Consider the following 21,639-nt stretch of genomic DNA (forward strand, 5'->3'; position numbering starts at 1 on the left):
ACCAGGGTCTAGGCGAAGATCGGCCTGTTGAGTTTCGGCGGGCCGGCCGGACAGATCGCGCTCATGCACCGGGAACTCGTCGAGGAGCGCCGCTGGATATCGGAAAGCCGCCTCCTGCACGCGCTCAACTATTGCATGCTGCTGCCGGGACCCGTGGCGCAGCAACTCGCCACCTATATCGGCTGGCTCCTGCACGGCACGCGAGGCGGGGTGGTGGCCGGCACCCTTTTCGTCATCCCGGGCTTTGTCGTCATTCTCGCCCTGTCTTCGGCCTATGCCCTCTTTCAGGAGACGGATTGGCTCGCGAGCCTCTTCTTCGGCTTGAAGGCGGCGGTGCTTGCGATCGTCATCGACGCGCTGATCCGGCTCTCCCGCAGGGCGCTGAAAACCGGCTTCGATCGATGGCTCGCACTCCTGGCCTTCCTTGCGCTGTTCGCTTTCGGCCTGCCTTTTCCGCTGGTGGTCGTTGCGGCCGGCATCGCGGGCTATGTCGCCGCCCGGCATGCGCCGGGGCGGCGCGAGGCCGCCCATGCTGCGAAGGCTCCGGATCTTCCTTCCGTAATCGGCGCCGATTACCCCGAAGGCAATCCGACCTGGGGGAGGGCCGCGGCGGTCATTGCGGTGTGGCGGGCTCTTTGGCTGGCGCCCTTCCTCCTGATCGCGGCCACCCTCGGCAGCTCCAACGTCTATAGCGATATCGGCGTCTTCTTTTCGCAGATGGCGGTGGTCACCTTCGGTGGCGCCTATGCGGTTCTCGCCTATGTGGCACAGCAGGCGGTCGAGACTTATCACTGGCTGCAGCCCGGCGAGATGGTCGATGGCCTGGCGCTGGCGGAGACGACGCCGGGACCGCTAGTGCTCGTGCTCGCCTTCGTCGGTTTCATGGGCGCGTACCGGGCGCCGATCGGTGTTGATGCGTTGGCGTCCGGCGTGCTTGGCGCGACGCTCGCGACCTGGGTCACCTTCATCCCATGCTTTCTCTGGATCTTCCTCGGCGCGCCCTATGTCGATCGGCTGCGCGCCAACGCCGCGCTCTCCGGCGCATTGTCGGCGATCTCGGCGGCGGTCGCCGGCGTCATCCTCAACCTTGCGGTCTGGTTCGGCCTGCACGTCCTCTTTGGCCGCGTCGAGCGATTGGAGAGCGGGCCCCTTTCGCTTCCCTATCCGGATCCGACGACACTCGACCCTCTTGCCCTAGTCCTGACCATATTGGCGGCCGCTTCGCTTCTGTGGTTGAAGCGCCGCATTTTCCAGACTCTCGCAATTTGTGCTGCGGCTGGCTGGTTGCTGATGCTTGTCTGATATCGCGACGTTCGCCGCCGAATCTTGGGAAGTGCGGCGTTTTTCTATGTGCGAGGCTTGTATTCTTGGCCCTTCCTTGCGATGTCAGCCGAGAAGCTGAGTTTGCAGGAAGCCAGGATGGCCGTCAGGATCAACAGTTTTCGGGAAATCGCCAGCCGATACGACGTGGTGCTTTGCGACGTTTGGGGCGTGCTTCACAACGGCGTTCAGGCCTTCGCCTCCGCCTGCGAGGCACTGGCCGAGGCGCGCGCCCAGGGGGTGACGGTTGTCCTTATCACCAATTCGCCGCGGCCGCATCCGAGCGTCAAGGTGCAGATCCGCGGTCTCGGCGTTCCCGACGAGGCCTATGATCGGATCGTCACCTCCGGCGACGTCACGCGGGCATTGATCGCTTCCGCAGCGAAGCGGATTTTCTTCATTGGCGCCGATCGCGACCTGCCACTGCTCGAGGGCCTCGGCACCGAGATCGTTTCGGCGGAAGAGGCCGAGACGATCGTCTGCGCCGGCTTCTACGACGACGAGACCGAAACCCCCGAACACTACCGCGTCACGCTGGTTGGCCTCGCCAGACGCAAGATACCATTCATCTGTGCCAACCCCGATCTTGTCGTGGAACGCGGCCATCGGCTGATCCCCTGTGCGGGCGCCATCGCCAAGCTTTACGAGGAACTCGGCGGCGAGGCGCGCATTGCCGGCAAGCCCTACAAGGCGATCTACCGCGCTGCTCTCTCGGAAGCAAAGGCCGTAAGAGGTAACTTCGACCTCGCGCGCGTCATCGCCATCGGCGACGGCATGCCGACCGATGTGAAAGGGGCGCAGGACGCCGGTTTCGATCTGCTCTATATCAGTGCCGGCATCCACGCGCAGGAATACATGCATGAAAGCCGCACCGACGAGGCGAAGCTCTTTGCCTTCCTGAAGCAAGAAGGAGCGACGCCGAAGTGGTGGATGCCTCGGCTCGCCTGACAGGACGACGGCAATGACGGTTTTTCATCGCAACGAAACCCGTGATCCGCTTCCCGAACGCCTCCGCGGCGGCGTGATCGCGATCGGTAATTTCGACGGGGTTCACCGGGGCCATCAGTCGGTGCTGAACCGCGCGCTCGATGAAGCTAGAGGCCGGGGCGTTCCGGCTCTCGTGCTGACCTTCGAGCCGCATCCGCGCACGGTTTTCAGGCCCGACCAGCCTGTGTTCCGCCTGACCCCGGCACCGCTGAAAGCCCGCATCCTGGAGGGAATGGGTTTTGGCGCCGTAATCGAGTATCCCTTCGACCGGACCTTCTCCGAGCTTTCGGCGTCCGATTTCATCCACCGCATCCTGCGTGAATGGCTGCACGCCTCGCACGTCGTCACCGGCTTCGATTTCCACTTCGGCAAGGGACGGGAGGGCGGCCCGGCCTTCCTGATGGCGGCTGGCGCCGAGGAAGGCTTCGGCGTGACGCTGGTGGACGCCTTCCGCGACGAGAACGCCGCGGTGATCTCCTCGAGCTTCATCCGCTCCTTGCTTGCCGAAGGCGACGTCTCGCATGCGGCCGGCCTGCTTGGCTATCGCTACACGGCCGAAGCGGAGGTGATCGGCGGCAAGAAGCTGGGGCGCACACTCGGCTATCCGACTGCGAACATGCGCCTGCCGCAGGAGGCCGAGCTCCGGAACGGCATCTATGCGGTGCGGTTCCGTCGGGCGGACGGTTCTCTTTATGACGGCGTCGCAAGCTTCGGCCGCCGCCCGACCGTCGACAGCGACGGCGAACCGCTGCTGGAGACCTTCGTCTTCGATTTTTCCGGCGACCTCTACGGCGAGGTCTGCGCCGTCTCCTTCTTCGGCTATCTTCGCGACGAGCTGAAATTTGACGGACTCGAGCCCTTGATGGTGCAGATGAGAGAGGACGAGAAAGAGGCGCGCGCCCTTCTGGCCGGGGTGCAGCCGTTGAGTGAGATCGACCGCCAGATCAATTTCGCCTGATGTCGGCCGGGAGGCGGGCCGGCTTGCCAAAGAATTGAGCCATGCAGCGCACGCGGACCTTTTCAAAACACTGAAAACGCCTTAAACAACCGGCCACTATGATCAGGCATCGTCGATTGACCATCGATCAGCGAATTATCGGCCCGGCTTTCCGCGCGCGCTAGAGCGCGCCGGAAGGTCCGGGATTTCGGCGTTTCACGCCCTTCCAGTCATCTTCGATAGACCGAACCCTTCCGCCTGCGTGACGATCCCGCGCGGAAAAGACGAATGCAAAAGACCATGACAGAGACCGCTGAAAAGATCGACTATTCCTCCACGCTGTATCTGCCGCAGACGGAATTCCCGATGCGCGCAGGCCTGCCGCAGAAGGAGCCGGAAACTGTCGCCCGCTGGCAGAAGATGGAGCTCTACAAGAAGCTTCGCGCTTCCTCCGCCGGCCGCGACAAGTTCGTGCTGCATGACGGCCCGCCCTATGCGAACGGCAACATCCACATCGGCCATGCGCTGAACAAGATCCTCAAGGATGTCATCAACCGCTCGTTCCAGATGCGCGGCTTCGACGCCAGTTATGTTCCGGGCTGGGACTGCCACGGCCTGCCGATCGAATGGAAGATCGAGGAGAAGTATCGCGAGAAAGGCAGGAACAAGGACGAGGTTCCGGTCAACGAGTTCCGCCGGGAATGCCGCGAATTCGCCAGCGGCTGGATCGGCGTGCAGACCGAGGAGTTCAAGCGCCTCGGCATCGAGGGCGACTTCGAAAACCCTTACACGACGATGAATTTCCACGCCGAGGCCCGCATTGCCGGCGAACTGATCAAGATCGCCAAGGCCGGCCAGCTCTATCGCGGCTCGAAACCGGTCATGTGGTCGGTCGTCGAGCGCACCGCGCTCGCGGAAGCCGAAGTCGAATATGCCGATGTCGAAAGCGACATGATCTGGGTGAAGTTCCCGGTCGTCGAAGGACCGGATGCGCTAATCGGCGCCTTCGTCGTCATCTGGACGACGACACCCTGGACGATCCCCGGCAACCGCGCTGTCGCCTATTCGTCGCGCTACGCCTATGGCCTCTACGAGGTCGCTACCGCCGAGAACGACTATGGGCCGCAGCCGGGCGAAAAGCTGATCTTCGCCAAGCGTCTCGCGGAGGAGTCGGCCGCCAAGGCAAAGGTCACCTTCAACTTCGTCCGCGATCTCGAGGCTGACGAACTGTCGACCGTTACCTGCGCCCATCCGCTGCATGGTCTCGGCGGCGGCTATGCTTTCAAGGTGCCGCTGCTCGATGGCGACCATGTGACCGACGATGCCGGCACCGGCTTCGTGCACACCGCGCCCGGCCACGGTCGTGAGGACTTTGAAGCCTGGATGGACAGCGCCCGGGCACTCGAAGCGCGCGGCATCTCTTCCGCGATCCCCTTCACCGTCGACGATGCCGGCTATTTCACGGCTGATGCGCCCGGCTTCGGCCCGGAGGCCGAAGGCGGCGCCGGGCGCGTCATTGATGACAAGGGCAAGAAGGGCGACGCCAATGACCGCGTCATCAAGGCACTGATCGCCCGCCACGCGCTGTTTGCCCGCGGTCGGCTGAAGCATTCCTATCCGCATTCCTGGCGCTCGAAGAAGCCGGTGATCTTCCGCAACACGCCGCAATGGTTCGTCTACATGGACAAGGACTTCGGCGACGGCACGACGCTGCGCGGGCGGGCGCTCAACGCCATCGACGAAACCCGCTTCGTACCCGGCGCCGGCCAGAACCGCCTGCGCGCCATGATCGAGCAGCGCCCGGACTGGGTACTGTCGCGCCAGCGCGCCTGGGGCGTGCCGATCGCGATCTTCGCCGACGATCAGGGTGAAATCCTCGTCGACGAGGACGTCAATCTGCGCATCCTCGACGCCTTCGAGAAGGAAGGGGCCGACGCCTGGTTTGCCGAGGGCGCAAAGGAGCGCTTCCTTGGAAACGACTACGATCATGCCCGCTGGCATCAGGTCATGGACATCCTCGACGTCTGGTTCGATTCCGGTTCGACCCACACCTTCACGCTCGAAGACCGTCCGGACCTGAAGTGGCCCGCCGATCTCTATCTCGAGGGCTCCGACCAGCATCGCGGCTGGTTCCATTCCTCGCTTTTGGAAAGCTGCGCAACGCGCGGCCGTGCGCCCTACAACGCCGTCGTCACCCATGGTTTCACCATGGATGAGAAGGGCGAGAAGATGTCGAAGTCGAAGGGCAATACCGTCACGCCGCAGGAGGTGATGAAGGATGCCGGCGCCGATATCCTACGCCTCTGGGTGATGACGACGGACTATTGGGAAGACCAGCGTCTCGGCAAGACGATCATCCAGACCAATATCGATGCTTACCGCAAGCTCAGGAACACCGTCCGCTGGATGCTGGGCACCCTGGCCCACGACAAGGGCGAGGTGGTCGCGGTCGCCGACATGCCGGAACTCGAGCAACTGATGCTGCATCGTCTTGCAGAGCTCGACCGGCTGGTGCGCGAAGGCTACGACGCCTTCGACTTCAAGCGGATCGCGCGCGCCCTGATCGATTTCTCGAATGTCGAACTGTCGGCCTTCTATTTCGATATCCGCAAGGACGCGCTCTACTGCGATGCGCCGTCGTCGCTCCGCCGCCGCGCCGCGCTGCACGTCATCCGCACTTTGTTCGACTGCCTGGTGACCTGGCTTGCGCCGATGCTGCCCTTCACCGCCGAGGAAGCCTGGCTTTCCCGCAACCCGGAAGCCGTCTCCGTGCACCTCGAGCAATTCCCGGCCGTGCCGGCGGAATGGCGTAACGATGCGCTTGCCGAGAAGTGGCGGAAGATCCGCGAAGTGCGCAAGGTGGTCACCGGGGCTCTCGAGATCGAGCGCAAGGACAAGCGCATCGGCTCCTCGCTCGAGGCCGCGCCGATCGTCCACGTCGCCGATCCGGATCTGAGGGCGGCGCTCGACGGCCAGGACTTCGCCGAGATCTGCATCACCTCGGCGATCGAGCTCAATGGCGCTGAGGGGCCGGACGGCGCCTTCACGCTGCCGGAAGTGGCAAAGGTCAGCGTCGTGCCGAAGCTCGCCGAAGGCCGCAAATGCGCGCGCTCCTGGCGGATTACCACGGATGTCGGATCCGATCCGCTCTATCCGGATGTGTCGGCGCGCGACGCCGCCGCATTGCGGGAGCTCGGCTTCAAGCCTTAATCGACATTTCACCGGGTGAATTGCACTTGGCGCATTCATCCGGTACAAACTGCCCGAAATTTGGCGGATTTTTCCGCCATGGGGGCGTGTAATGGCCGCGCGGCGGGCGCGGTCCGGCGGGGCTGGAAGGAAATTCATGGAAATGGCGCGAGCGTTGCGGGTGTTTGCGAGCATTGCTGCTGTCGTGGCGGGTAGCCTGGTGCTTACCGGTTGCATCGGCGGCCCGACCTACGGCACGGATAAAACGGCGGGCGAACAGTTGGTCGATGACCTCGGCAGCGCCATCAGCCTGGCTCCGCCGAAGAAGGACCCCGTCAAGTACCAACCGCGTGCAGGCCTGGTGTTGCCGCCGCAAGGAGAGCAAGCCGCGCTGGTCCAGCCGCAGCAGTCGCTCGCAAGTCGCGAGACCAATCCCGCCTGGGTCGAGTCGCCCGAGGAAGTGCGGCAGCGGCTGCGCGAAGAGGCCGACGCCAACAAGAACAATCCCAACTACGTCTCGCCGCTTGCAAAGGCGAGCGCCAACGGTCGCCGCCTGTCCGCCAAGGAGCAGCAGGCGGCCTATCGCGAAGCCCGCAAGATCGAGATGGGCGCCTATTCCGACAAGCGCCGTTTTCTGAGCGACCCACCGCTCGAATATCGCCGCCTGCCGGAGGGCTCAGAAACGGATCTTGGCGAGTCGGAGAAGGACAAGGAGCGTCGGCGCAAGAAGGCGGCGCAAGTCGCCAACAGCGGCAGCAAGTGGTACTGGCCGTTCTAAGCGATGGCACTCAGCATTCGCGACGCGGTCCCGGAAGATGCGGCGACGATCCTGCGCTTCATCACCGAACTCGCCACTTATGAGAAGGCCGAGCACGAGGTCGAGGCGACAGTCGAGCTTCTGACCGCGTCGCTCTTCGGGTCGGGCTCGATCAGCCGCGCGGTGATCTGCGAAGTCGATGGCAAGCCGGCCGGCTTCGCCATCTGGTTCTACAACTATTCGACCTGGCAGGCGCGCAAGGGCCTCTATCTCGAGGATCTATACGTGACGCTCGAGCATCGCGGTTCGGGAGCGGGAAAGATGCTGCTCAAGCATCTGGCCCGCATAGCGCTCGCCGAGGGCTGCGGCCGCTTCGAGTGGAGCGTTCTCGATTGGAACGAGCCCGCCATCCGTGTCTATGAGGCGATCGGCGCGGAACCGCTGACGGAATGGACCCGCTATCGGCTGACGGGCAAGGAACTCGAGGCGCTCGCCGCCAGCTGATTCCTATCCGTCAACGCCGGGCGGCAAAAAACCGGCGCAGGAGATCGGCGGCCTCGCGCTCGGCGAGGCCCGAATAGACATCCGGAACATGGTGGCATGTCGGCGAGCCAAAGAACCTGACGCCGTTTTCGACGGCGCCGCCTTTCGGGTCCTCGGCGCCGTAGTAAAGGCGGCGTATGCGCGCGAAGGAGATCGCCGCCGCGCACATGGTGCAGGGCTCAAGCGTCACATAGAGATCTGCGCCCGAGAGTCGCTCGTCGCCGACGGCGGCCGCAGCCTGGCGGATCGCCTCGATCTCGGCATGGGCGGTAACGTCCCGCAATTCGCGCGTGCGGTTACCGGCCGCAGCGACGACTTCGCCGTCGAGCACCACGACGGCGCCGATGGGCACCTCGCCGCGCGCCGTCGCCTTCCGTGCCTCGTCGAGCGCCGCATCCATGTAGCGCGTCGTTTCCGCCATCACTTGCTCATAATTTCTCTTAACCCACGGCCTTCGACCTGATAGGACAGCCGCAAAAGGCAGGCAACAGAAATGACATCCAAAGACAAGTCCACCGGGCCCGGCAAGGGAAAAGATCGCAAGGGTAATTTCCCTTCCGGCGACAAGAAAGCCAACGCGGCACGACCCGTCAAGAGCGCGGCGCCCAAAGCTGACGTCGGCATCGACGAGCCGCAACGCATCTCGAAAATCCTGTCGCGCGCCGGCGTTGCCTCGCGCCGCGACGTCGAGCGGATGATCATGGAGGGACGCGTTAAGCTCAACGGCGTCGTGCTCGATACGCCGGTCGTCAATGCAACGCTCGCCGACGGCATCGAGGTCGACGGCCATCCGATCCGCGGCATCGAGCGGACGCGCCTCTGGCTCTACCACAAGCCGGCTGGCTTGGTGACGACCAATTCCGATCCGGAGGGCCGGCCGACGGTGTTCGACAACCTGCCGGACGATCTGCCGCGCGTGCTGTCGATCGGCCGCCTCGACATCAATACCGAGGGCCTGCTGCTGTTGACGAACGACGGGGGGCTTGCCCGCGCTCTCGAATTGCCGTCGACCGGTTGGTTGCGGCGCTACCGCGTCCGCGCGCATGGCGAGATCGATCAGGAAGCGCTTGACCGGCTGAAGGACGGCATCGCCGTCGAAGGTGTCCTCTACGGTGCGATCGAGGCGACGCTCGACCGGGTTCAGGGATCGAACGTCTGGATCACCATGGGCCTGCGCGAAGGCAAGAACCGCGAGATCAAGAACGTGCTCGGGGCGCTCGGGCTGGACGTGAACCGGCTGATCCGCATTTCCTATGGTCCGTTCCAACTGAGCGAGCTGCCGGAGGGCCATGTCCAGGAAATCCGTGGCCGCACGCTCCGCGATCAGCTTGGCCCGCGCCTGATCGCGGAAGCGAAGGCGAATTTCGATGCGCCGCTCTACAACGACCAGCCGGCCGCGGTGGAGGCGGAGATCCACAGCGACGGTGCTGCCGACAAGGGCAGGCCGGAGCGCAGCACTTGGCGCGAAAAGCCGGAGGACAAGCGCGAACGTGCGCTTGCACGCCTCGATACGCAGCGTGATGACAGCCATTCCCGCGATCGTCGAGACCGTCCCCGCGAGAGATTCGAGGATCGTCCGGCCCGGGCGCCGGCGAAGCGCAGCCGAACCGCGAATGTCTGGATGGCGCCTGGCGCACGGCCCGTCGCCGAAAAGAAGCCAAAGGCGGCCGAGGAAGACGTTTCAGCGAAACCAGCCCGTCGCGAGCGTCCGGAAGGTGCGCCGAAGACGAAGCGTTATGGGCGCACGAAGGATGGTTCGGCCACGAAGACATCGGCAAAGTTCGATCCGGATCGCAAGACAGGTGCCGCCAAGGGTGCTGCTCGGCCGGATCGCGCCCCGCGTCCATCGGTCAAACGCACCGACGAGGACGGAGACTGGATCAGCGCCAGCGAGCCGGTTCGCCGCAAGGACGACGCTCGCGACGGCGGTTTCGAACGGCGCCGTCCCTTTGATGCCGGAGAACGGAAGTCGCGCGACCATGGCGATCGCCCGCCGCGGCGTGAAGGCAGCGAGCGCCCTCGCGGCGAACGTCCGGCGCGGGCTGCAGGCGAGGGTCGCGCATTCTCCGAAAAGCCGCGGACAAGCCGCAGCAAGGCCGACCGCCCCAAGGGCCGCGAAGGCGGAGATCGGCCGTTCGGCGATCGGCCCACCGGCAAGCCGCCCGGCGGCAAGCCGGCGGGGGGCAAGTCCTTCGGTCAGCGCTCCAGCGGTCCCCGCGGTGGCAAGCCCGGTGGCGGCCGTCCTGGCGGAGGCAAACCCGGCGGCGGCAAGCCTGGCGGCAGCAAGCCCGGCGGTCGCACGGGCGGCGGCAAGCCCCGCGGCAAGGGGAAGTAATCGGCCGTGCGCATCGTCGGCGGAGAGTTTCGGGGTCGCACGCTCGCCGCGCCCAAGTCCAACGATATCCGGCCGACCACCGACCGGACGCGCGAAAGCCTGTTTAACATCCTGAGCCACAGCTACCCCGAGGCGCTCGACGGCGCCCGCATGCTCGACCTCTTCGCCGGCACTGGTGCGGTTGGACTCGAGGCCCTGTCGCGAGGCTGCCGGCAGGCGCTTTTCGTCGAACAGGGGGTCGAGGGGCGCGGGCTCATCAGGGTCAATATCGAAGCGCTCGGCCTGCAGGGCCGTGCCAAGATCTTTCGCCGCGATGCCACGGATCTCGGCCCGGTCGGTACGATAGAACCGTTTCATCTGGTTTTCGTGGATCCCCCCTATGCCAAGGGGCTCGGCGAACGCGCGCTCGAGCAGGCGGCGGCCGGCGGATGGCTCGTGCCGGGCGCCCTGGTGGTGCTGGAGGAGCGGGCCGATGTGCGGCCGCAATTGTCCGGCGCCTTTGAGCCGCTCGACGATCGCGCCTTCGGCGACACGCGAATGCATTTCTACCGATTTCTTGGCGCTTGATCTAAGTTGGGTCGGACGACCGTAAGGCCTGTCTGGTCCCGCCCTGATAGCGGCACCGGCTGGAGTGGACCTGACGGAACGGAGAAGATCGATGGAGCAGCACGTATCTGCACGGCGCAACCGGCCGGACACGATAGGTGAACCGACGATCGCCGTCGCGTTTGGCGGCGGCGGCGCGCGCGGCCTTGCCCATATCCACGTCATCGAGGCACTCGACGAGATGGGCATCCGGCCTATGGCGATTGCCGGCTCGTCAATCGGCGCGATCATGGGTGCTGGAATGGCCGCCGGCATGACCGGCAAGGAAATCCGCGACTACACGTTTTCGACCGTCGGCAATCGCGGCGAAGTGCTCAACCGCCTTTGGCAGCTCCGTCCGGGCAGTCTGTCGGAGGCCGTGTCTAGCGGTTTCCGCTTCGGGCAATTCAACATCGAACGGGTACTGAAAGCCTTTCTCCCGGAGGCGATCCCGACGCGCTTTTCCGACCTGCTGATACCGTTGAAAGTCACGGCGACCGACTATTACGGGCAAACCGAGCGCGTTTGCGAGAGCGGCGATCTCCATCAGGCGATCGCTGCGTCCTGCGCCCTGCCGGCGATCTTCATTCCCGTGAAGATCGCCGGCCGCGTAATGATCGATGGTGGCATGTACAATCCGGTTCCCTTCGACCACCTGCGTGAACTCGCCGACATCGTCGTCGCCGTCGATGTCGTCGGCGGGCCGGACGGCGACGGCAAGACGATACCGAGCCGCATCGACAGCCTGTTCGGCGCGAGCCAGCTGATGATGCAGTCGATCATCGCCATGAAGATGAAAGCCGGCGCCCCGGATATTCTGCTCCGCCCGGATGTCGGCCGCTTCCGCGCATTGGATTTCCTGCGTGCCCGTGAGGTGCTTGCCGCCACTGCCGCGACGAAGGAGCAACTGAAGCGGGCGCTCTGTGACCGGATCGATCAATGGCAGGCGGGGCGCTGATTCTGCCCAGCCGCACCGCGTTCTCGCTCAGTCGGCACTGGCCAACGTTTCGCCGGCCCGCCGGTTGTCGCCGGCCGGAAGCTGAGGCAGGATTCGCCCTTCCGTCTCAGCAGTGTGGTTGACGTCCCGTTTCGGCTTGACCAGCGGTTCCGGCCGTACCGGCTGCGAATGCAGCATGTGGCGGCCGGCCGTGATGCCCTCGGCCTCCTGCAGCACCAGCCGCGCCTCGTCGCGGCGGCGGATGTCGTCCATGATGGCGATCGCTTCCTCGCCGCCGACGCCGAGCGCCTCGATCGTCTTGCGGCCGAACAGCAGGCCGGACTCGAACGTCTCGCGCAACTCGTACTCGACTCCCATGGTGCGCAGTTCCAGCGTATGCAGGCGATCGTAGGAACGCGCGAAGATGCGGGCGTTCGGGTATTCCGCCTGAACGAGACTGATGATCCTGTCGGTGATCTCCTTCTTCTGCGTACAGACAGCGACGATCTTCGCCTTCTCGATGCCGGCCGCCCGCAAGACGTCGAGCCGCGTGCCGTCGCCGAAATAGATGCGGAACCCGAAAGTCGCAGCCTGACGAACGCGTGCAGCCGAATGGTCGATGATCGTAACGTCACGGCCGCCGGCCAGAAGGATCTGCGCGGCGATCTGGCCGAAGCGCGAAAAGCCGATCATCAGGACGTCGGCGCCAGCGCCTTCGAAATCCTCCTCAATCTCGTCTTCCAAATCATCCTGTTTACGCAGCAGCCGCTTCGAAAGCAGCGCCGCCACGGGCGTCAATGCCATGGATAGCGTGACGATCGCGACGAGCAGGGAGGCGACCCCTTGCGAGAAGACGCCGGCAACGGCGGCGGCCGTGAAGAGCACGAAGCCGAATTCGCCACCCTGTGGCAGAAGCAGGCTGATGCGCACGGCATCATTGTGATGGGAACCCGTCGCGCGACAAAGCCCATAGAGGACCAGGCTTTTCACCGCCATGAGCAGCGGCACGGCGACCACAATCAGCAGATAGTTCTCGGCGATGACGCCGAGTTGCAGCGATAGCCCGACCGCCATGAAGAACAGCGCCTGGAGGATACCGCGGAACGGCTCGATGTCGGCTTCGAGCTCGTGGCGATAGGAAGATTCGGCGAGCAGCACGCCCGCCAGAAAGGCGCCCATGGCCATCGAAAGGCCCGCCAACTGCATCATCGTCGCCGCGCCTATGACGACGAGCAGCGCTGCGGCGATCATGACGTCGCGGGCTCCGGTGCGGGCGATTACCTGAAAAAGGGGGTTGAGCAGGTAGCGGCCGGCCGCGAATAGCGCAGCGATGGCCGCGATCGCGATCGCGAAGGCCTCGAGCGGCGTGGTCGTGGCCTCCGGTGCCCGCGCCGCCATCAAGGGGATCAGCGCAAGGAGAGGGACGATTGCCAGGTCCTGGAGCAGGAGGATGGAAAAGGCGCGCTGACCGTAGCGCGTGTTCGTATCGTTGCTCTCATCGAGAATCTGCATGGCAAAGGCCGTCGATGAAAGCGCAAGGCCGAATCCGGCGATGACGCTTCCGCCCGGCGGCAGCAGATCGAAGAACGCGATTAGGAAAGACAGTACGAGGCCTGTCACCGCGACCTGCGCCGTGCCGAGGCCGAAAATGTCGCGCCGCATCTGCCATAGTCGCGATGGCTTCAGTTCGAGACCGATGATGAACAGCAGGAAGACGACGCCGAGTTCCGATACGTGAAGAATTTCTTCGCCCTCGGTAATCGACTGGGCGACCGGGCCGATCACGATACCTGCGGCGAGATAGCCGAGAATCGTACCGAGTCCGAGACGTTTGAACAGCGGCGCAGCAACGACGGCGCCGCCGAGCAGCATCAGCGCCTGAGTATAGAGGATTTGTGTGGTTTGCATTGCGCGCGGTCTTTCGTCATGGATGCTCTCGACTTCCCTTGGCGGGGAGGCGAGGCGGGATGTCATACTATGTGGAGGGGGGAATCATCGTGATGCCCTTGATGCATGCTCCAGTGCACAATAAATGGGGCAGGAATGAAAGGCCTAATCATGTCCGAGACGATCGATTCCGCCATCCTCGAAAAACGCGCCGCCGAACTTGTGGACCGCGCCCGCCAGGCCGGTGCGGAGACCGCCGACGCTGTCGTCGTACGTGGTCGCTCCCGCTCGGTTTCGGCTCGGCTCGGCAAGGTCGAGGCGACGGAAGCCTCGGAAAGCGACGATTTTTCGCTTCGCGTGTTCGTGGGCCGGCGCGTCGCCAGCGTCTCGGCCAATCCGGGCTTCGATCTGAAGGTCCTGGCGGAGCGCGCGGTCGCGATGGCCAAGGCCTCGCCGGAGGACCCCTACGCCTCGCTCGCCGATCCCGACCGGTTGGCGAGATCCTATCCGGATCTGGACCTCTTCGACACGCGCGAGGTTTCGAGCGAGGCGCTGACCGAAGCGGCGCTTGCGGCCGAGGCGGCGGCGCTTTCGGTGTCCGGCGTTACCAATTCGAGCGGCGCCGGCGCCTCCGCCGGCATGGGCGGGCTGGTGCTCGTGACATCGCATGGCTTCTCGGGTTCCTACATGGCGACCCGGTTTGGCCGTTCCGTCAGCGCGATCGCCGGCGAAGGCACCAAGATGGAGCGCGACTACGACTATGACAGCCGGCTCTTTTTCGACGAGCTTCGCAGCGCCGATGATATCGGACGGGTTGCCGGCGAACGGGCCGTGGCGCGTCTCAATCCGCGGCAAGTTCCAACTGCCAAGAACGTCACCGTTGTCTTCGATCCACGCATGGCGCGCGGTTTCGTCGGTCATCTGGCGGGTGCCATCAACGGCGCGTCCGTCGCGCGCAAGACGAGCTTCCTGCGCGACATGATGGGCAAGCAGATCATGAAGGCAGGGATCGCCGTCACGGACGATCCGCTGATCGTTCGCGGCTCCTCCTCAAGGCCTTTCGACGGCGAAGGGATCACCGGTTCGAAGCTGTCGATGGTCGAGGATGGCGTCCTCAAGCACTGGTTCCTGTCGACGTCCGCGGCGCGTGAATTGGGGCTCGAAACCAACGGGCGGGGCGTACGCGGCGGCCCGGCGGTCAATCCGGCCTCGACCAACCTTGCCCTCGAGCCGGGGACGATTTCCCGCGACGATCTGATCCGCGGCGTCGGCACCGGATTCTACGTCACCGAGCTCATCGGCCAGGGCGTCAATATGGTGACGGGCGAATATAGTCGCGGCGCCTCTGGCTTTTGGATCGAGAACGGCGAGATCACCTTCCCCGTCTCGGAGGTGACGATCGCGTCCAATCTCAAGCACATGTTCATGGCCTTGACGCCTGCCGACGACATCGACAGGAAGTTCGGCATCGCCGCGCCCACCTTTGCCATCGAAGGCATGACGCTTGCCGGAACCTGAGTGCGGGCCGTACGTTCCGCCAGACGAAGCGCGCGGACGCGTCCCGGCGCTTAAAGGAGTCGAATGTCAGAAGCTGCCCTCCAGACCGCGCCCAGCTGGGACGAGGATCTCAAGCTCATTCTCGCCGCGGCGGTGGCCGCGGGCGATACGGCGCTCGGATATTTCCGAAAGTCCATCGATGTTCGCTGGAAGAACGAAGGCCGCTCTCCGGTGAGCGAGGCCGATCTCGCCGCGAACGACATCCTGAAGACAAGGCTGCTTGCCGCGCGGCCCGATTACGGCTGGCTCTCCGAGGAGACCGACGACGATGCGACGCGTCTTTCGCGCGACACCGTCTTCGTCGTCGACCCGATCGACGGCACGCGCGCCTTTATCTCCGGCAAGGACCTCTGGTGCGTCAGCGTCGCCGTCGTCCACCGGGGTCTGCCGACGGCGGGCGTGCTTTATGCACCGGCGCTCGGAGAAATCTTCCAGGCGACCCGTGACGGGGAAGCGCGAAAGAACGGCGCGGCGATTGCCGTGCGCGACCCGGTGCCCGACGAACGGCTGCAGGTGGCGATGGCCGAAGATATCGCCGGCAAGCTCGCCGTACCCTATCGCGAGCGGCTGGCACGCGTGCCGCACGTGCCGTCGCTCGCCTATCGGTTGGCGATGATCGCCGATGGCCGCATCGACGGCACGATCGTCAAGAAGAACGCGCATGACTGGGACCTGGCCGCCGCCGACCTCATTCTGGCACGGGCAGGCGGGGCGCTCTGTGGCCTCGACGGACTGCCCTTGTCCTACAATCGCCCGATTGTCAGTCATGGAGTCCTGGGCGCCGGATCCGCTCTGGCCCTGCCGGCATTGCTGGCCGCCTCCAGGCCGTTCGACTCCCATTGACCTTTGGGTGCGAATGCCGCAAATCAACGCCGACGTTTCAAGGAACAATGGGAACACAATGGCTCAGAACACCGAGAAGAAGCAGCTTCTGCACCTCGTCTTCGGCGGCGAGTTGACGACGCTTACCGACGTGCAATTCCGCGATCTCAACAACCTCGACATCGTCGGCATCTTTCCCGATTACGAGAGCGCCCACGTTGCCTGGAAGGCCAGAGCGCAGATGACCGTCGACAACGCCCATATGCGCTACTTCATCGTCCACATGCACCGGCTGCTCGACCCGGAAAATGATTGATGAGTTGGTAAGCGCGGGTGAAAGCGAGCGTTCATGAGTAGCCTGCGCGCACGGCTTGCGCTTTCCAGCTATCGCTGGCTTGGCACGGCGATCTACCCCTTCGTCGGGCCGTATCTGGCCTTGCGGGCGGCCAAGGGCAAGGAGGATCCGGCTCGGCGCCGCGAGCGGTACGGCCATGCGAGTGCGCCGCGCCCCCCGGGGCCGCTCGTCTGGTTTCATGCCGCCAGCGTCGGCGAAACGGCTGCAGTCACCCCACTGATCAAGGAGATCCGCCGCCGCGGCATCGCCGTGGTCCTGACCACCGGCACGACGACCTCGGCGCGGGTTGCCGCCGAACGCCTGGGCACGGGCGTCATCCATCAATATGTTCCGCTCGATTTCAAGCCGGGGGTGAGCCGCTTCCTCGAATATTGGCAGCCGGATCTGGCGATCATCGCCGAGTCGGAAATCTGGCCGATGACGATTGTCGAACTGGGCCGACGCCATATTCCGCAGGTTCTCGTCAACGGGCGCCTTTCGGATCGGACCTTCGCCCGTTGGAAAAAGCGGCCGTCGCTCGCCGATGCGCTCTTCGAGAACCTCGCGCTCGTCATCGCCCAATCCGATATCGATGCGGAACGCTTCCGCACGCTCGGCGCGCTCCCGGTGATGGTTTCCGGGAATCTCAAGGTCGACACCGACGCGCCGCCGCACGATCCGCAGGTGCTGCGCGAATATTCCCAGCAGATCGGTTCGCGCAAGACCTGGGCGGCGATCTCCACCTTCGAGGGCGAGGAAGAGGCGGCGGGGGTGGTTCACCATGCCCTGAAGCAGCGCCACGGCCTGCTGACGATCGTCGTCCCGCGTCATCCCGAGCGCAGCGATGCCGTCGAAGCGGCCTTGGCGGCCAAGGGACTGAAGGTCGCGCGGCGCACGCGCGGCGATCGCCTGACGCCCGACGTCGACATTTTTCTCGGCGACACGATCGGCGAAATGGGCCTTTATCTGCGGCTGACCGAGGTCGCCTTCGTCGGCCGTTCGCTCTTCGCCGAAGGCGGGCAGAACCCGCTGGAGCCGGCCATGCTCGGCTGCGCGGTGCTTTCGGGCGCCAATGTCCAGAATTTCCGCGAGACGTACCAGATGCTCTCCAAGAACGGCAGCGCCAAGATCGTCCGCGATGTCGAAATGCTGGCGAAGGGTGTCAACTACCTGCTCGGCAACGACGATATGCGTCGTTCGATGATCGACGCGGGACTTGAAACCGTGCAACAGATGCGCGGCGCACTGACGGCGACGATGAGGGGACTCGAACCCTATATCAACCCGCTGATCGTGAAGGCGCGGCTGGAGCCGCGCGCGGAAAGCTGACACCAACTCGGATGGGACCATGGCTGCGGGCAACGGCATCGCCGGTATTTTGTTCGACAAGGACGGCACGCTTCTCGACTATGTGAAGAGCTGGGTTCCCGTGAATTACGAACTGGCGCGCATCGCCGCCAGGGGCGATGAGAGCCTCGCGAGAGTTTTGCTTCAGGCCGGCGGCATGGACCCGGATACGGGCCACGTCGCGCCCGACAGCCTGCTCGCCGCCGGCAACACCGTGGAGATTGCGACAGGCATGGTCGATGCCGGTGCGCCGTTCACCGTGGAGGAATTGACGACGCTGTTCGACGGGATGTTTGCGCATTCCGCCGACTATGCGGTGCCGGTGACCGATCTAGGCGCCTTTTTCGCCGCACTGCATGCGAAGGGCTATCGCCTCGGCGTCGCCTCGAGCGACAACGAACGGTCGATCCGGGAAACGGCCAAGCGCTTCGGTTTCGAAAACTATCTGCACTACATCGCCGGCTATGACAGCGGCTATGGCGTCAAGCCGCAGCCAGGCATGGTGCTCGGCTTCTGCGCGGCGACCGGGCTGACGCCCGAGCAGGTGGCGGTGGTCGGAGACAACAATCACGATATGCATATGGGCCGCAATGCCGGCGTCGGCATGACCATTGCGGTGCTGACAGGCACCGGCTCGCGCCAGTCGCTGGCCGAGGCTTCCGACCATTGCCTGGCCGATATCACCGAACTTGAAGCGGTGCTCTGACTCCGTTCACCCGCTTGCCTTTTTTTGCGTTCTGAAGTCTCTTGTGGCGTCGCCGGCCGGCGGCCGGCAAGAACACGGCCAGAAGCGCCTCGTGGCCGATGGAGTTAGCAAAACCGCGGAGGCAACACAGTCGAAAATGGTTTCCGAAGCGCCTCCGTTCTGGTGGACAAAGGCCGACTGGCGTGCCTATGCGCTTTGGCCCTTCTCCTGGGTCTATGGCCGCATCGCCGCAATCCGGATGGATCGGGCGCGCCGCGCCATGCCGGCCGTGCCGCTGATCTGCGTCGGCAACTTCACGGTCGGCGGGGCAGGCAAGACGCCGACCGCCATCGCGCTCGCACAGGCGGCCAAGGCGCGGGGACTGAAGCCGGGTTTCCTCAGCCGCGGCTATGGCGGCTCGCTGGACGTCACGACGGTCGTTGATCCTGGTCATCATCGCGCCCGGGAGGTCGGCGACGAGCCGCTGCTGCTTGCGCGCGAGGCCCTGACGGTCGTTTGCCGCCGCCGCGTCGACGGTGCCCGCAGGCTCGCCGCCGAAGGCGCCGACATCATCATCATGGACGACGGCTTCCAGAGCGCTCGTCTTACCTTCGATTTCGCGCTGCTGGTGATCGATTCGGTCCGCGGCATCGGCAACGGCCATCTGGTGCCCTCCGGGCCCGTCCGCGCGCCGATCGCCGACCAGCTTCGTCACGCGACGGCGCTTCTGAAGATCGGCCACGGTCCGGCCGCCGATCGCCTCATTCGCCGCGCGGCGCGGGCCGGCAAGGCCATCTATGTCGCGGACACGGTGCGGGTGGAAGATCAATCGCTGTTCGGCGTCAAGGTTCTGGCCTGGGCGGGCATTGCCGATCCGGAGAAATTCTATCGGACGGTCCGCGAAACGGGCGCGATCGTCGAGGAGACGCGGAGCTTTCCGGATCATCACCACTTTTCCGAGGACGAGATTGCCGATCTCGTCGATCGCGCCGCAAGCCGGGGCTATACGCTGGTGACGACGGCCAAGGACATGGTCCGCCTTGAATCCGGCCACGGACGGGCGGGGGAACTGGCCGCCAACAGCAGGGTCATCGAGATCGAGGTGCGTTTCGATGATCCCTTAGCGCCCGCCAAGATCATCGAGGCGACACTTGCCGCCGCGCGGGCACGCAAATTGCGTGCAAATGGGAAGAGTTGAAAGGTTCTGGATCTCGGCGCAGGGCCGTCAGGACTGCTGCGTCGGTAGCGTTCCGGCACGCCGTTCCGCCTCGAGCGAGGCGGCCGCGTCGATGTAGGGCTCCTGCCGCTCCACGCTCCAATAGCGAAGCTCATCCACTGGAATGGCCTTGCCAGTCATGGCGCAGACGACATGCGAGCCGGCCAGGACGATCTGGAAGTCGCCGTCGAGATAACGGATTTTCGCTTCGCGAGAGGAATTTCCGTCAAAACGGTTCATCATTTTGCGTGTTTGCCTCGTCAATGCTCGTTGCCTGATCTCTATCCCGCCCATGGCGAAATGACCAGTGCAATTCCGAATCCGGCGCCATCATGACCGCGAGGTCGCAACGTTCTCGCGTTCTCACAGGCGCCCGGTTTTCAGCTCCGGCCAAAGAGCCTTTCGATATCGGCGAGCTTGAGCTCTATGTAGGTCGGCCGGCCGTGGTTGCACTGCCCCGATCCGGGTGTCGCCTCCATCTGGCGGAGCAGCGCGTTCATTTCCTCCGGCCGCATGCGGCGACCGGAGCGGACGGAGCCGTGGCACGCCATGGTCGCGGCCAGATATTCGAGCCGCCCGGCAAGCCCGTTGGCCGTGTCCCATTCGGCCAGTTCGTCGGCGAGTTGCCGCACAAGCCCTGAAGCGTCCATCTCGCCGAGCATTGCCGGCGTTTCGCGCACGGCGATCGCGCCCGGCCCGAAGCGCTCGATCGAAAGCCCGAGCCGCAGGAGTTCTTCGGCATGCGCCATCAGCCGGTCGCAGTCGTCCTCGGCGAGATCGACGATCTCGGGGATGAGCAGCGCCTGTGCCGGCACTGGCCGAGAATGCAACGCCGTCCGCATCGCCTCGAACACGAGACGTTCATGCGCGGCATGCTGGTCGACGATGACGAGGCCGTCTTCGGTCTGGGCAACGATATAGTTCTCGTGGAGCTGCGCACGTGCGGTGCCAAGCGGGAAGGAGGACCCGCCGCTGCCGTTCGGGGCTTTCGTTTCGGCTGCGGCTGCCGCGGCACGTGCCGATGGCTGCGCAAAATCCGCAAATATTGCTTGCGGTGTCTCGGCAAAGCCGCGGGCGGGCTCGTCGAACTGCATCGGTCGGTAGGGCGAGGCGGCAGCCGTCCAGGGCGCCTGCGCTCGCCGCGGTTCTGGTCGGTAGGCTTCCGTGCGGAAGGCGCGCATCATTCCCTGGGCCCCGGTCGTTGCTGCCCGGGCGCCGCCGCGTGTCAAAGCCTCGCGGATCGCGCCGATGATAAGTCCGCGGATCAGCCCCGGGTCGCGGAAGCGCACGTCCGATTTGGCCGGATGGACGTTGACGTCGACGAGGGCAGGGTCGATCAGGATCGAGAGCACGGCGACCGGATAGCGCCCTTGCGGAATGGTTTCGGCATAGGCGGCGCGGATGGCGGAGAGGACGAGCTTGTCCTGCACCGGGCGCCCGTTGACAAAGGCATATTGCTGCAGCGAGTTGCCGCGGTTGAAGGTCGGCACGCCGGCAAATCCGGTGAGCCGCACCTCTTCGCGCTCCGCATCGATCTCGATGGCATTATCGCGAAAGTCCTTGCCGAGCACCTGTGCCATGCGCGCCAGCCGATCGTCGCCGGTCGCCGGAAACTCCAGGGTCGAGCGATCCGAACCGGACAGCACGAACCGCACCTTCGGAAAGGCGATCGCCATGCGGCGGACGACTTCGGAAATCGCCGCGGCTTCGGCCTTTTCCGATTTCATGAATTTGAGCCGCGCCGGCGTGGCGAAGAACAGGTCAAGCACCTCGACAACCGTCCCGACATTGGCGGGCGAAGGACGGACCGGCTCGGTCCTGCCGCCAGTCACCGAAATCGCCGCCCCCTCGCTGGCGGTCGCGGTCCGGCTGGTGATCGACAGGCGCGCCACCGATCCGATCGAGGGGAGAGCTTCGCCGCGAAAACCGAGCGTGCGGATGTCCGTGAGGGCGTCGCCGATCTTGGACGTACAATGCCGGCGGATCGCCAGTTCGAGATCGGTGGGTGACATGCCGCTGCCGTTGTCGCTCACCCGGAGCAGCGTCTTGCCGCCCCCGGCCGTCGCCACCTCGATCCTGGTCGCGCCCGCGTCGAGGGCATTTTCGATCAGTTCCTTGGCGGCGCTGGCGGGTCGCTCGATGACTTCACCGGCGGCGATCTGGTTGATGAGCGTTTCCGAGAGTTGTTTGATGGCCATGGC

General features: G+C 64.8%; 19 protein-coding genes. 15 read left to right on the forward strand and 4 right to left on the reverse strand.

What is annotated here, in order from left to right:
- Positions 1 to 27 precede the first annotated feature (27 nt).
- The 6 genes from chrA (at position 28) to USDA257_RS02515 (ending at position 7,694) form a co-directional block, all read left to right on the forward strand.
- The gene (chrA, locus tag USDA257_RS02490; RefSeq protein WP_014761297.1) at positions 28 to 1,302 is read left to right on the forward strand and encodes a chromate efflux transporter; all 1,275 of its coding nucleotides are present in this window, start codon (positions 28 to 30) and stop codon (positions 1,300 to 1,302) included.
- A gap of 117 nt (positions 1,303 to 1,419) precedes the next feature.
- The gene (locus USDA257_RS02495; protein WP_014761298.1) at positions 1,420 to 2,268 is read left to right on the forward strand and encodes a TIGR01459 family HAD-type hydrolase; all 849 of its coding nucleotides are present in this window, start codon (positions 1,420 to 1,422) and stop codon (positions 2,266 to 2,268) included.
- 13 nt (positions 2,269 to 2,281) lie between these two features.
- Entirely contained in the window at positions 2,282 to 3,265 is a 984-nt protein-coding gene (locus tag USDA257_RS02500; RefSeq protein WP_014761299.1) for a bifunctional riboflavin kinase/FAD synthetase, read from the forward strand.
- A gap of 279 nt (positions 3,266 to 3,544) precedes the next feature.
- On the forward strand, positions 3,545 to 6,454 hold the full coding sequence (ileS, locus tag USDA257_RS02505) for an isoleucine--tRNA ligase (protein WP_041414918.1): 2,910 nt from the start codon (positions 3,545 to 3,547) through the stop codon (positions 6,452 to 6,454).
- A gap of 136 nt (positions 6,455 to 6,590) precedes the next feature.
- Positions 6,591 to 7,211, forward strand: a complete 621-nt coding sequence (locus USDA257_RS02510) for a hypothetical protein (RefSeq protein ID WP_041413861.1) — start codon at positions 6,591 to 6,593, stop codon at positions 7,209 to 7,211.
- 3 nt (positions 7,212 to 7,214) lie between these two features.
- Positions 7,215 to 7,694, forward strand: a complete 480-nt coding sequence (locus USDA257_RS02515; RefSeq protein ID WP_014761302.1) for a GNAT family N-acetyltransferase — start codon at positions 7,215 to 7,217, stop codon at positions 7,692 to 7,694.
- Between the two features lie 10 nt (positions 7,695 to 7,704).
- On the opposite strand, the gene USDA257_RS02520 is transcribed toward USDA257_RS02515, so the two are convergent.
- Positions 7,705 to 8,154, reverse strand: coding sequence for a nucleoside deaminase (locus tag USDA257_RS02520; protein ID WP_041413862.1), 450 nt, complete (start codon positions 8,152 to 8,154; stop codon positions 7,705 to 7,707).
- 72 nt (positions 8,155 to 8,226) lie between these two features.
- On the opposite strand from USDA257_RS02520, the gene USDA257_RS02525 reads away from it, so the two are divergent.
- The 3 genes from USDA257_RS02525 (at position 8,227) to USDA257_RS02535 (ending at position 11,611) form a co-directional block, all read left to right on the forward strand.
- Complete coding sequence (locus tag USDA257_RS02525; RefSeq protein WP_014761303.1) at positions 8,227 to 10,068, forward strand: pseudouridine synthase; 1,842 nt, start codon at positions 8,227 to 8,229, stop codon at positions 10,066 to 10,068.
- A 6-nt stretch (positions 10,069 to 10,074) separates the two neighbouring features.
- Positions 10,075 to 10,635, forward strand: a complete 561-nt coding sequence (gene rsmD, locus USDA257_RS02530; protein WP_014761304.1) for a 16S rRNA (guanine(966)-N(2))-methyltransferase RsmD — start codon at positions 10,075 to 10,077, stop codon at positions 10,633 to 10,635.
- A gap of 91 nt (positions 10,636 to 10,726) precedes the next feature.
- Positions 10,727 to 11,611: a patatin-like phospholipase family protein gene (locus tag USDA257_RS02535; protein ID WP_014761305.1), complete on the forward strand. Its 885-nt coding sequence runs from the start codon at positions 10,727 to 10,729 to the stop codon at positions 11,609 to 11,611.
- 27 nt (positions 11,612 to 11,638) lie between these two features.
- Here USDA257_RS02535 and USDA257_RS02540 read toward each other — a convergent pair whose 3' ends face one another.
- Entirely contained in the window at positions 11,639 to 13,498 is a 1,860-nt protein-coding gene (locus USDA257_RS02540) for a monovalent cation:proton antiporter-2 (CPA2) family protein (protein ID WP_041413863.1), read from the reverse strand.
- Positions 13,499 to 13,648: 150 nt separating this feature from the next.
- On the opposite strand from USDA257_RS02540, the gene USDA257_RS02545 reads away from it, so the two are divergent.
- From USDA257_RS02545 to lpxK, 6 genes are all read left to right on the forward strand, one after another.
- Entirely contained in the window at positions 13,649 to 14,995 is a 1,347-nt protein-coding gene (locus tag USDA257_RS02545) for a TldD/PmbA family protein (RefSeq protein WP_041413864.1), read from the forward strand.
- Between the two features lie 63 nt (positions 14,996 to 15,058).
- The gene (locus USDA257_RS02550; protein ID WP_014761308.1) at positions 15,059 to 15,877 is read left to right on the forward strand and encodes a 3'(2'),5'-bisphosphate nucleotidase CysQ; all 819 of its coding nucleotides are present in this window, start codon (positions 15,059 to 15,061) and stop codon (positions 15,875 to 15,877) included.
- 58 nt (positions 15,878 to 15,935) lie between these two features.
- Positions 15,936 to 16,172, forward strand: coding sequence for a DUF4170 domain-containing protein (locus USDA257_RS02555; protein ID WP_014761309.1), 237 nt, complete (start codon positions 15,936 to 15,938; stop codon positions 16,170 to 16,172).
- 33 nt (positions 16,173 to 16,205) lie between these two features.
- Positions 16,206 to 17,519 carry a lipid IV(A) 3-deoxy-D-manno-octulosonic acid transferase gene (gene waaA / locus USDA257_RS02560; protein WP_014761310.1) on the forward strand — a complete coding sequence of 438 codons (1,314 nt, stop codon included), beginning with the start codon at positions 16,206 to 16,208 and terminating at the stop codon, positions 17,517 to 17,519.
- A 19-nt stretch (positions 17,520 to 17,538) separates the two neighbouring features.
- Entirely contained in the window at positions 17,539 to 18,243 is a 705-nt protein-coding gene (locus USDA257_RS02565) for an HAD family hydrolase (RefSeq protein ID WP_014761311.1), read from the forward strand.
- 136 nt (positions 18,244 to 18,379) lie between these two features.
- The gene (lpxK, locus tag USDA257_RS02570; protein ID WP_014761312.1) at positions 18,380 to 19,420 is read left to right on the forward strand and encodes a tetraacyldisaccharide 4'-kinase; all 1,041 of its coding nucleotides are present in this window, start codon (positions 18,380 to 18,382) and stop codon (positions 19,418 to 19,420) included.
- 27 nt (positions 19,421 to 19,447) lie between these two features.
- Here lpxK and USDA257_RS02575 read toward each other — a convergent pair whose 3' ends face one another.
- On the reverse strand, positions 19,448 to 19,681 hold the full coding sequence (locus USDA257_RS02575) for a DUF2093 domain-containing protein (protein ID WP_014761313.1): 234 nt from the start codon (positions 19,679 to 19,681) through the stop codon (positions 19,448 to 19,450).
- A gap of 137 nt (positions 19,682 to 19,818) precedes the next feature.
- Complete coding sequence (mutL, locus tag USDA257_RS02580; protein WP_014761314.1) at positions 19,819 to 21,636, reverse strand: DNA mismatch repair endonuclease MutL; 1,818 nt, start codon at positions 21,634 to 21,636, stop codon at positions 19,819 to 19,821.
- Positions 21,637 to 21,639: the final 3 nt, after the last annotated feature.

This window comes from Sinorhizobium fredii USDA 257, assembly GCF_000265205.3.
Classification (GTDB): Bacteria; Pseudomonadota; Alphaproteobacteria; order Rhizobiales; family Rhizobiaceae; genus Sinorhizobium; species Sinorhizobium fredii_B.

Coding starts and splice junctions, on each gene's coding strand:
- USDA257_RS02545 (WP_041413864.1), top strand. CDS start 13,649: ATGTCCGAGACGATCGATTCCGCCATCCTCGAAAAACGCGCCGCCGAA.
- USDA257_RS02550 (WP_014761308.1), top strand. CDS start 15,059: ATGTCAGAAGCTGCCCTCCAGACCGCGCCCAGCTGGGACGAGGATCTC.
- waaA (WP_014761310.1), top strand. CDS start 16,206: ATGAGTAGCCTGCGCGCACGGCTTGCGCTTTCCAGCTATCGCTGGCTT.
- USDA257_RS02510 (WP_041413861.1), top strand. CDS start 6,591: ATGGAAATGGCGCGAGCGTTGCGGGTGTTTGCGAGCATTGCTGCTGTC.
- USDA257_RS02565 (WP_014761311.1), top strand. CDS start 17,539: ATGGCTGCGGGCAACGGCATCGCCGGTATTTTGTTCGACAAGGACGGC.
- lpxK (WP_014761312.1), top strand. CDS start 18,380: ATGGTTTCCGAAGCGCCTCCGTTCTGGTGGACAAAGGCCGACTGGCGT.
- USDA257_RS02500 (WP_014761299.1), top strand. CDS start 2,282: ATGACGGTTTTTCATCGCAACGAAACCCGTGATCCGCTTCCCGAACGC.
- USDA257_RS02495 (WP_014761298.1), top strand. CDS start 1,420: ATGGCCGTCAGGATCAACAGTTTTCGGGAAATCGCCAGCCGATACGAC.
- USDA257_RS02515 (WP_014761302.1), top strand. CDS start 7,215: ATGGCACTCAGCATTCGCGACGCGGTCCCGGAAGATGCGGCGACGATC.
- mutL (WP_014761314.1), bottom strand. CDS start 21,636: ATGGCCATCAAACAACTCTCGGAAACGCTCATCAACCAGATCGCCGCC.
- USDA257_RS02540 (WP_041413863.1), bottom strand. CDS start 13,498: ATGCAAACCACACAAATCCTCTATACTCAGGCGCTGATGCTGCTCGGC.
- USDA257_RS02525 (WP_014761303.1), top strand. CDS start 8,227: ATGACATCCAAAGACAAGTCCACCGGGCCCGGCAAGGGAAAAGATCGC.
- USDA257_RS02535 (WP_014761305.1), top strand. CDS start 10,727: ATGGAGCAGCACGTATCTGCACGGCGCAACCGGCCGGACACGATAGGT.
- ileS (WP_041414918.1), top strand. CDS start 3,545: ATGACAGAGACCGCTGAAAAGATCGACTATTCCTCCACGCTGTATCTG.
- USDA257_RS02520 (WP_041413862.1), bottom strand. CDS start 8,154: ATGGCGGAAACGACGCGCTACATGGATGCGGCGCTCGACGAGGCACGG.
- USDA257_RS02575 (WP_014761313.1), bottom strand. CDS start 19,681: ATGATGAACCGTTTTGACGGAAATTCCTCTCGCGAAGCGAAAATCCGT.
- USDA257_RS02555 (WP_014761309.1), top strand. CDS start 15,936: ATGGCTCAGAACACCGAGAAGAAGCAGCTTCTGCACCTCGTCTTCGGC.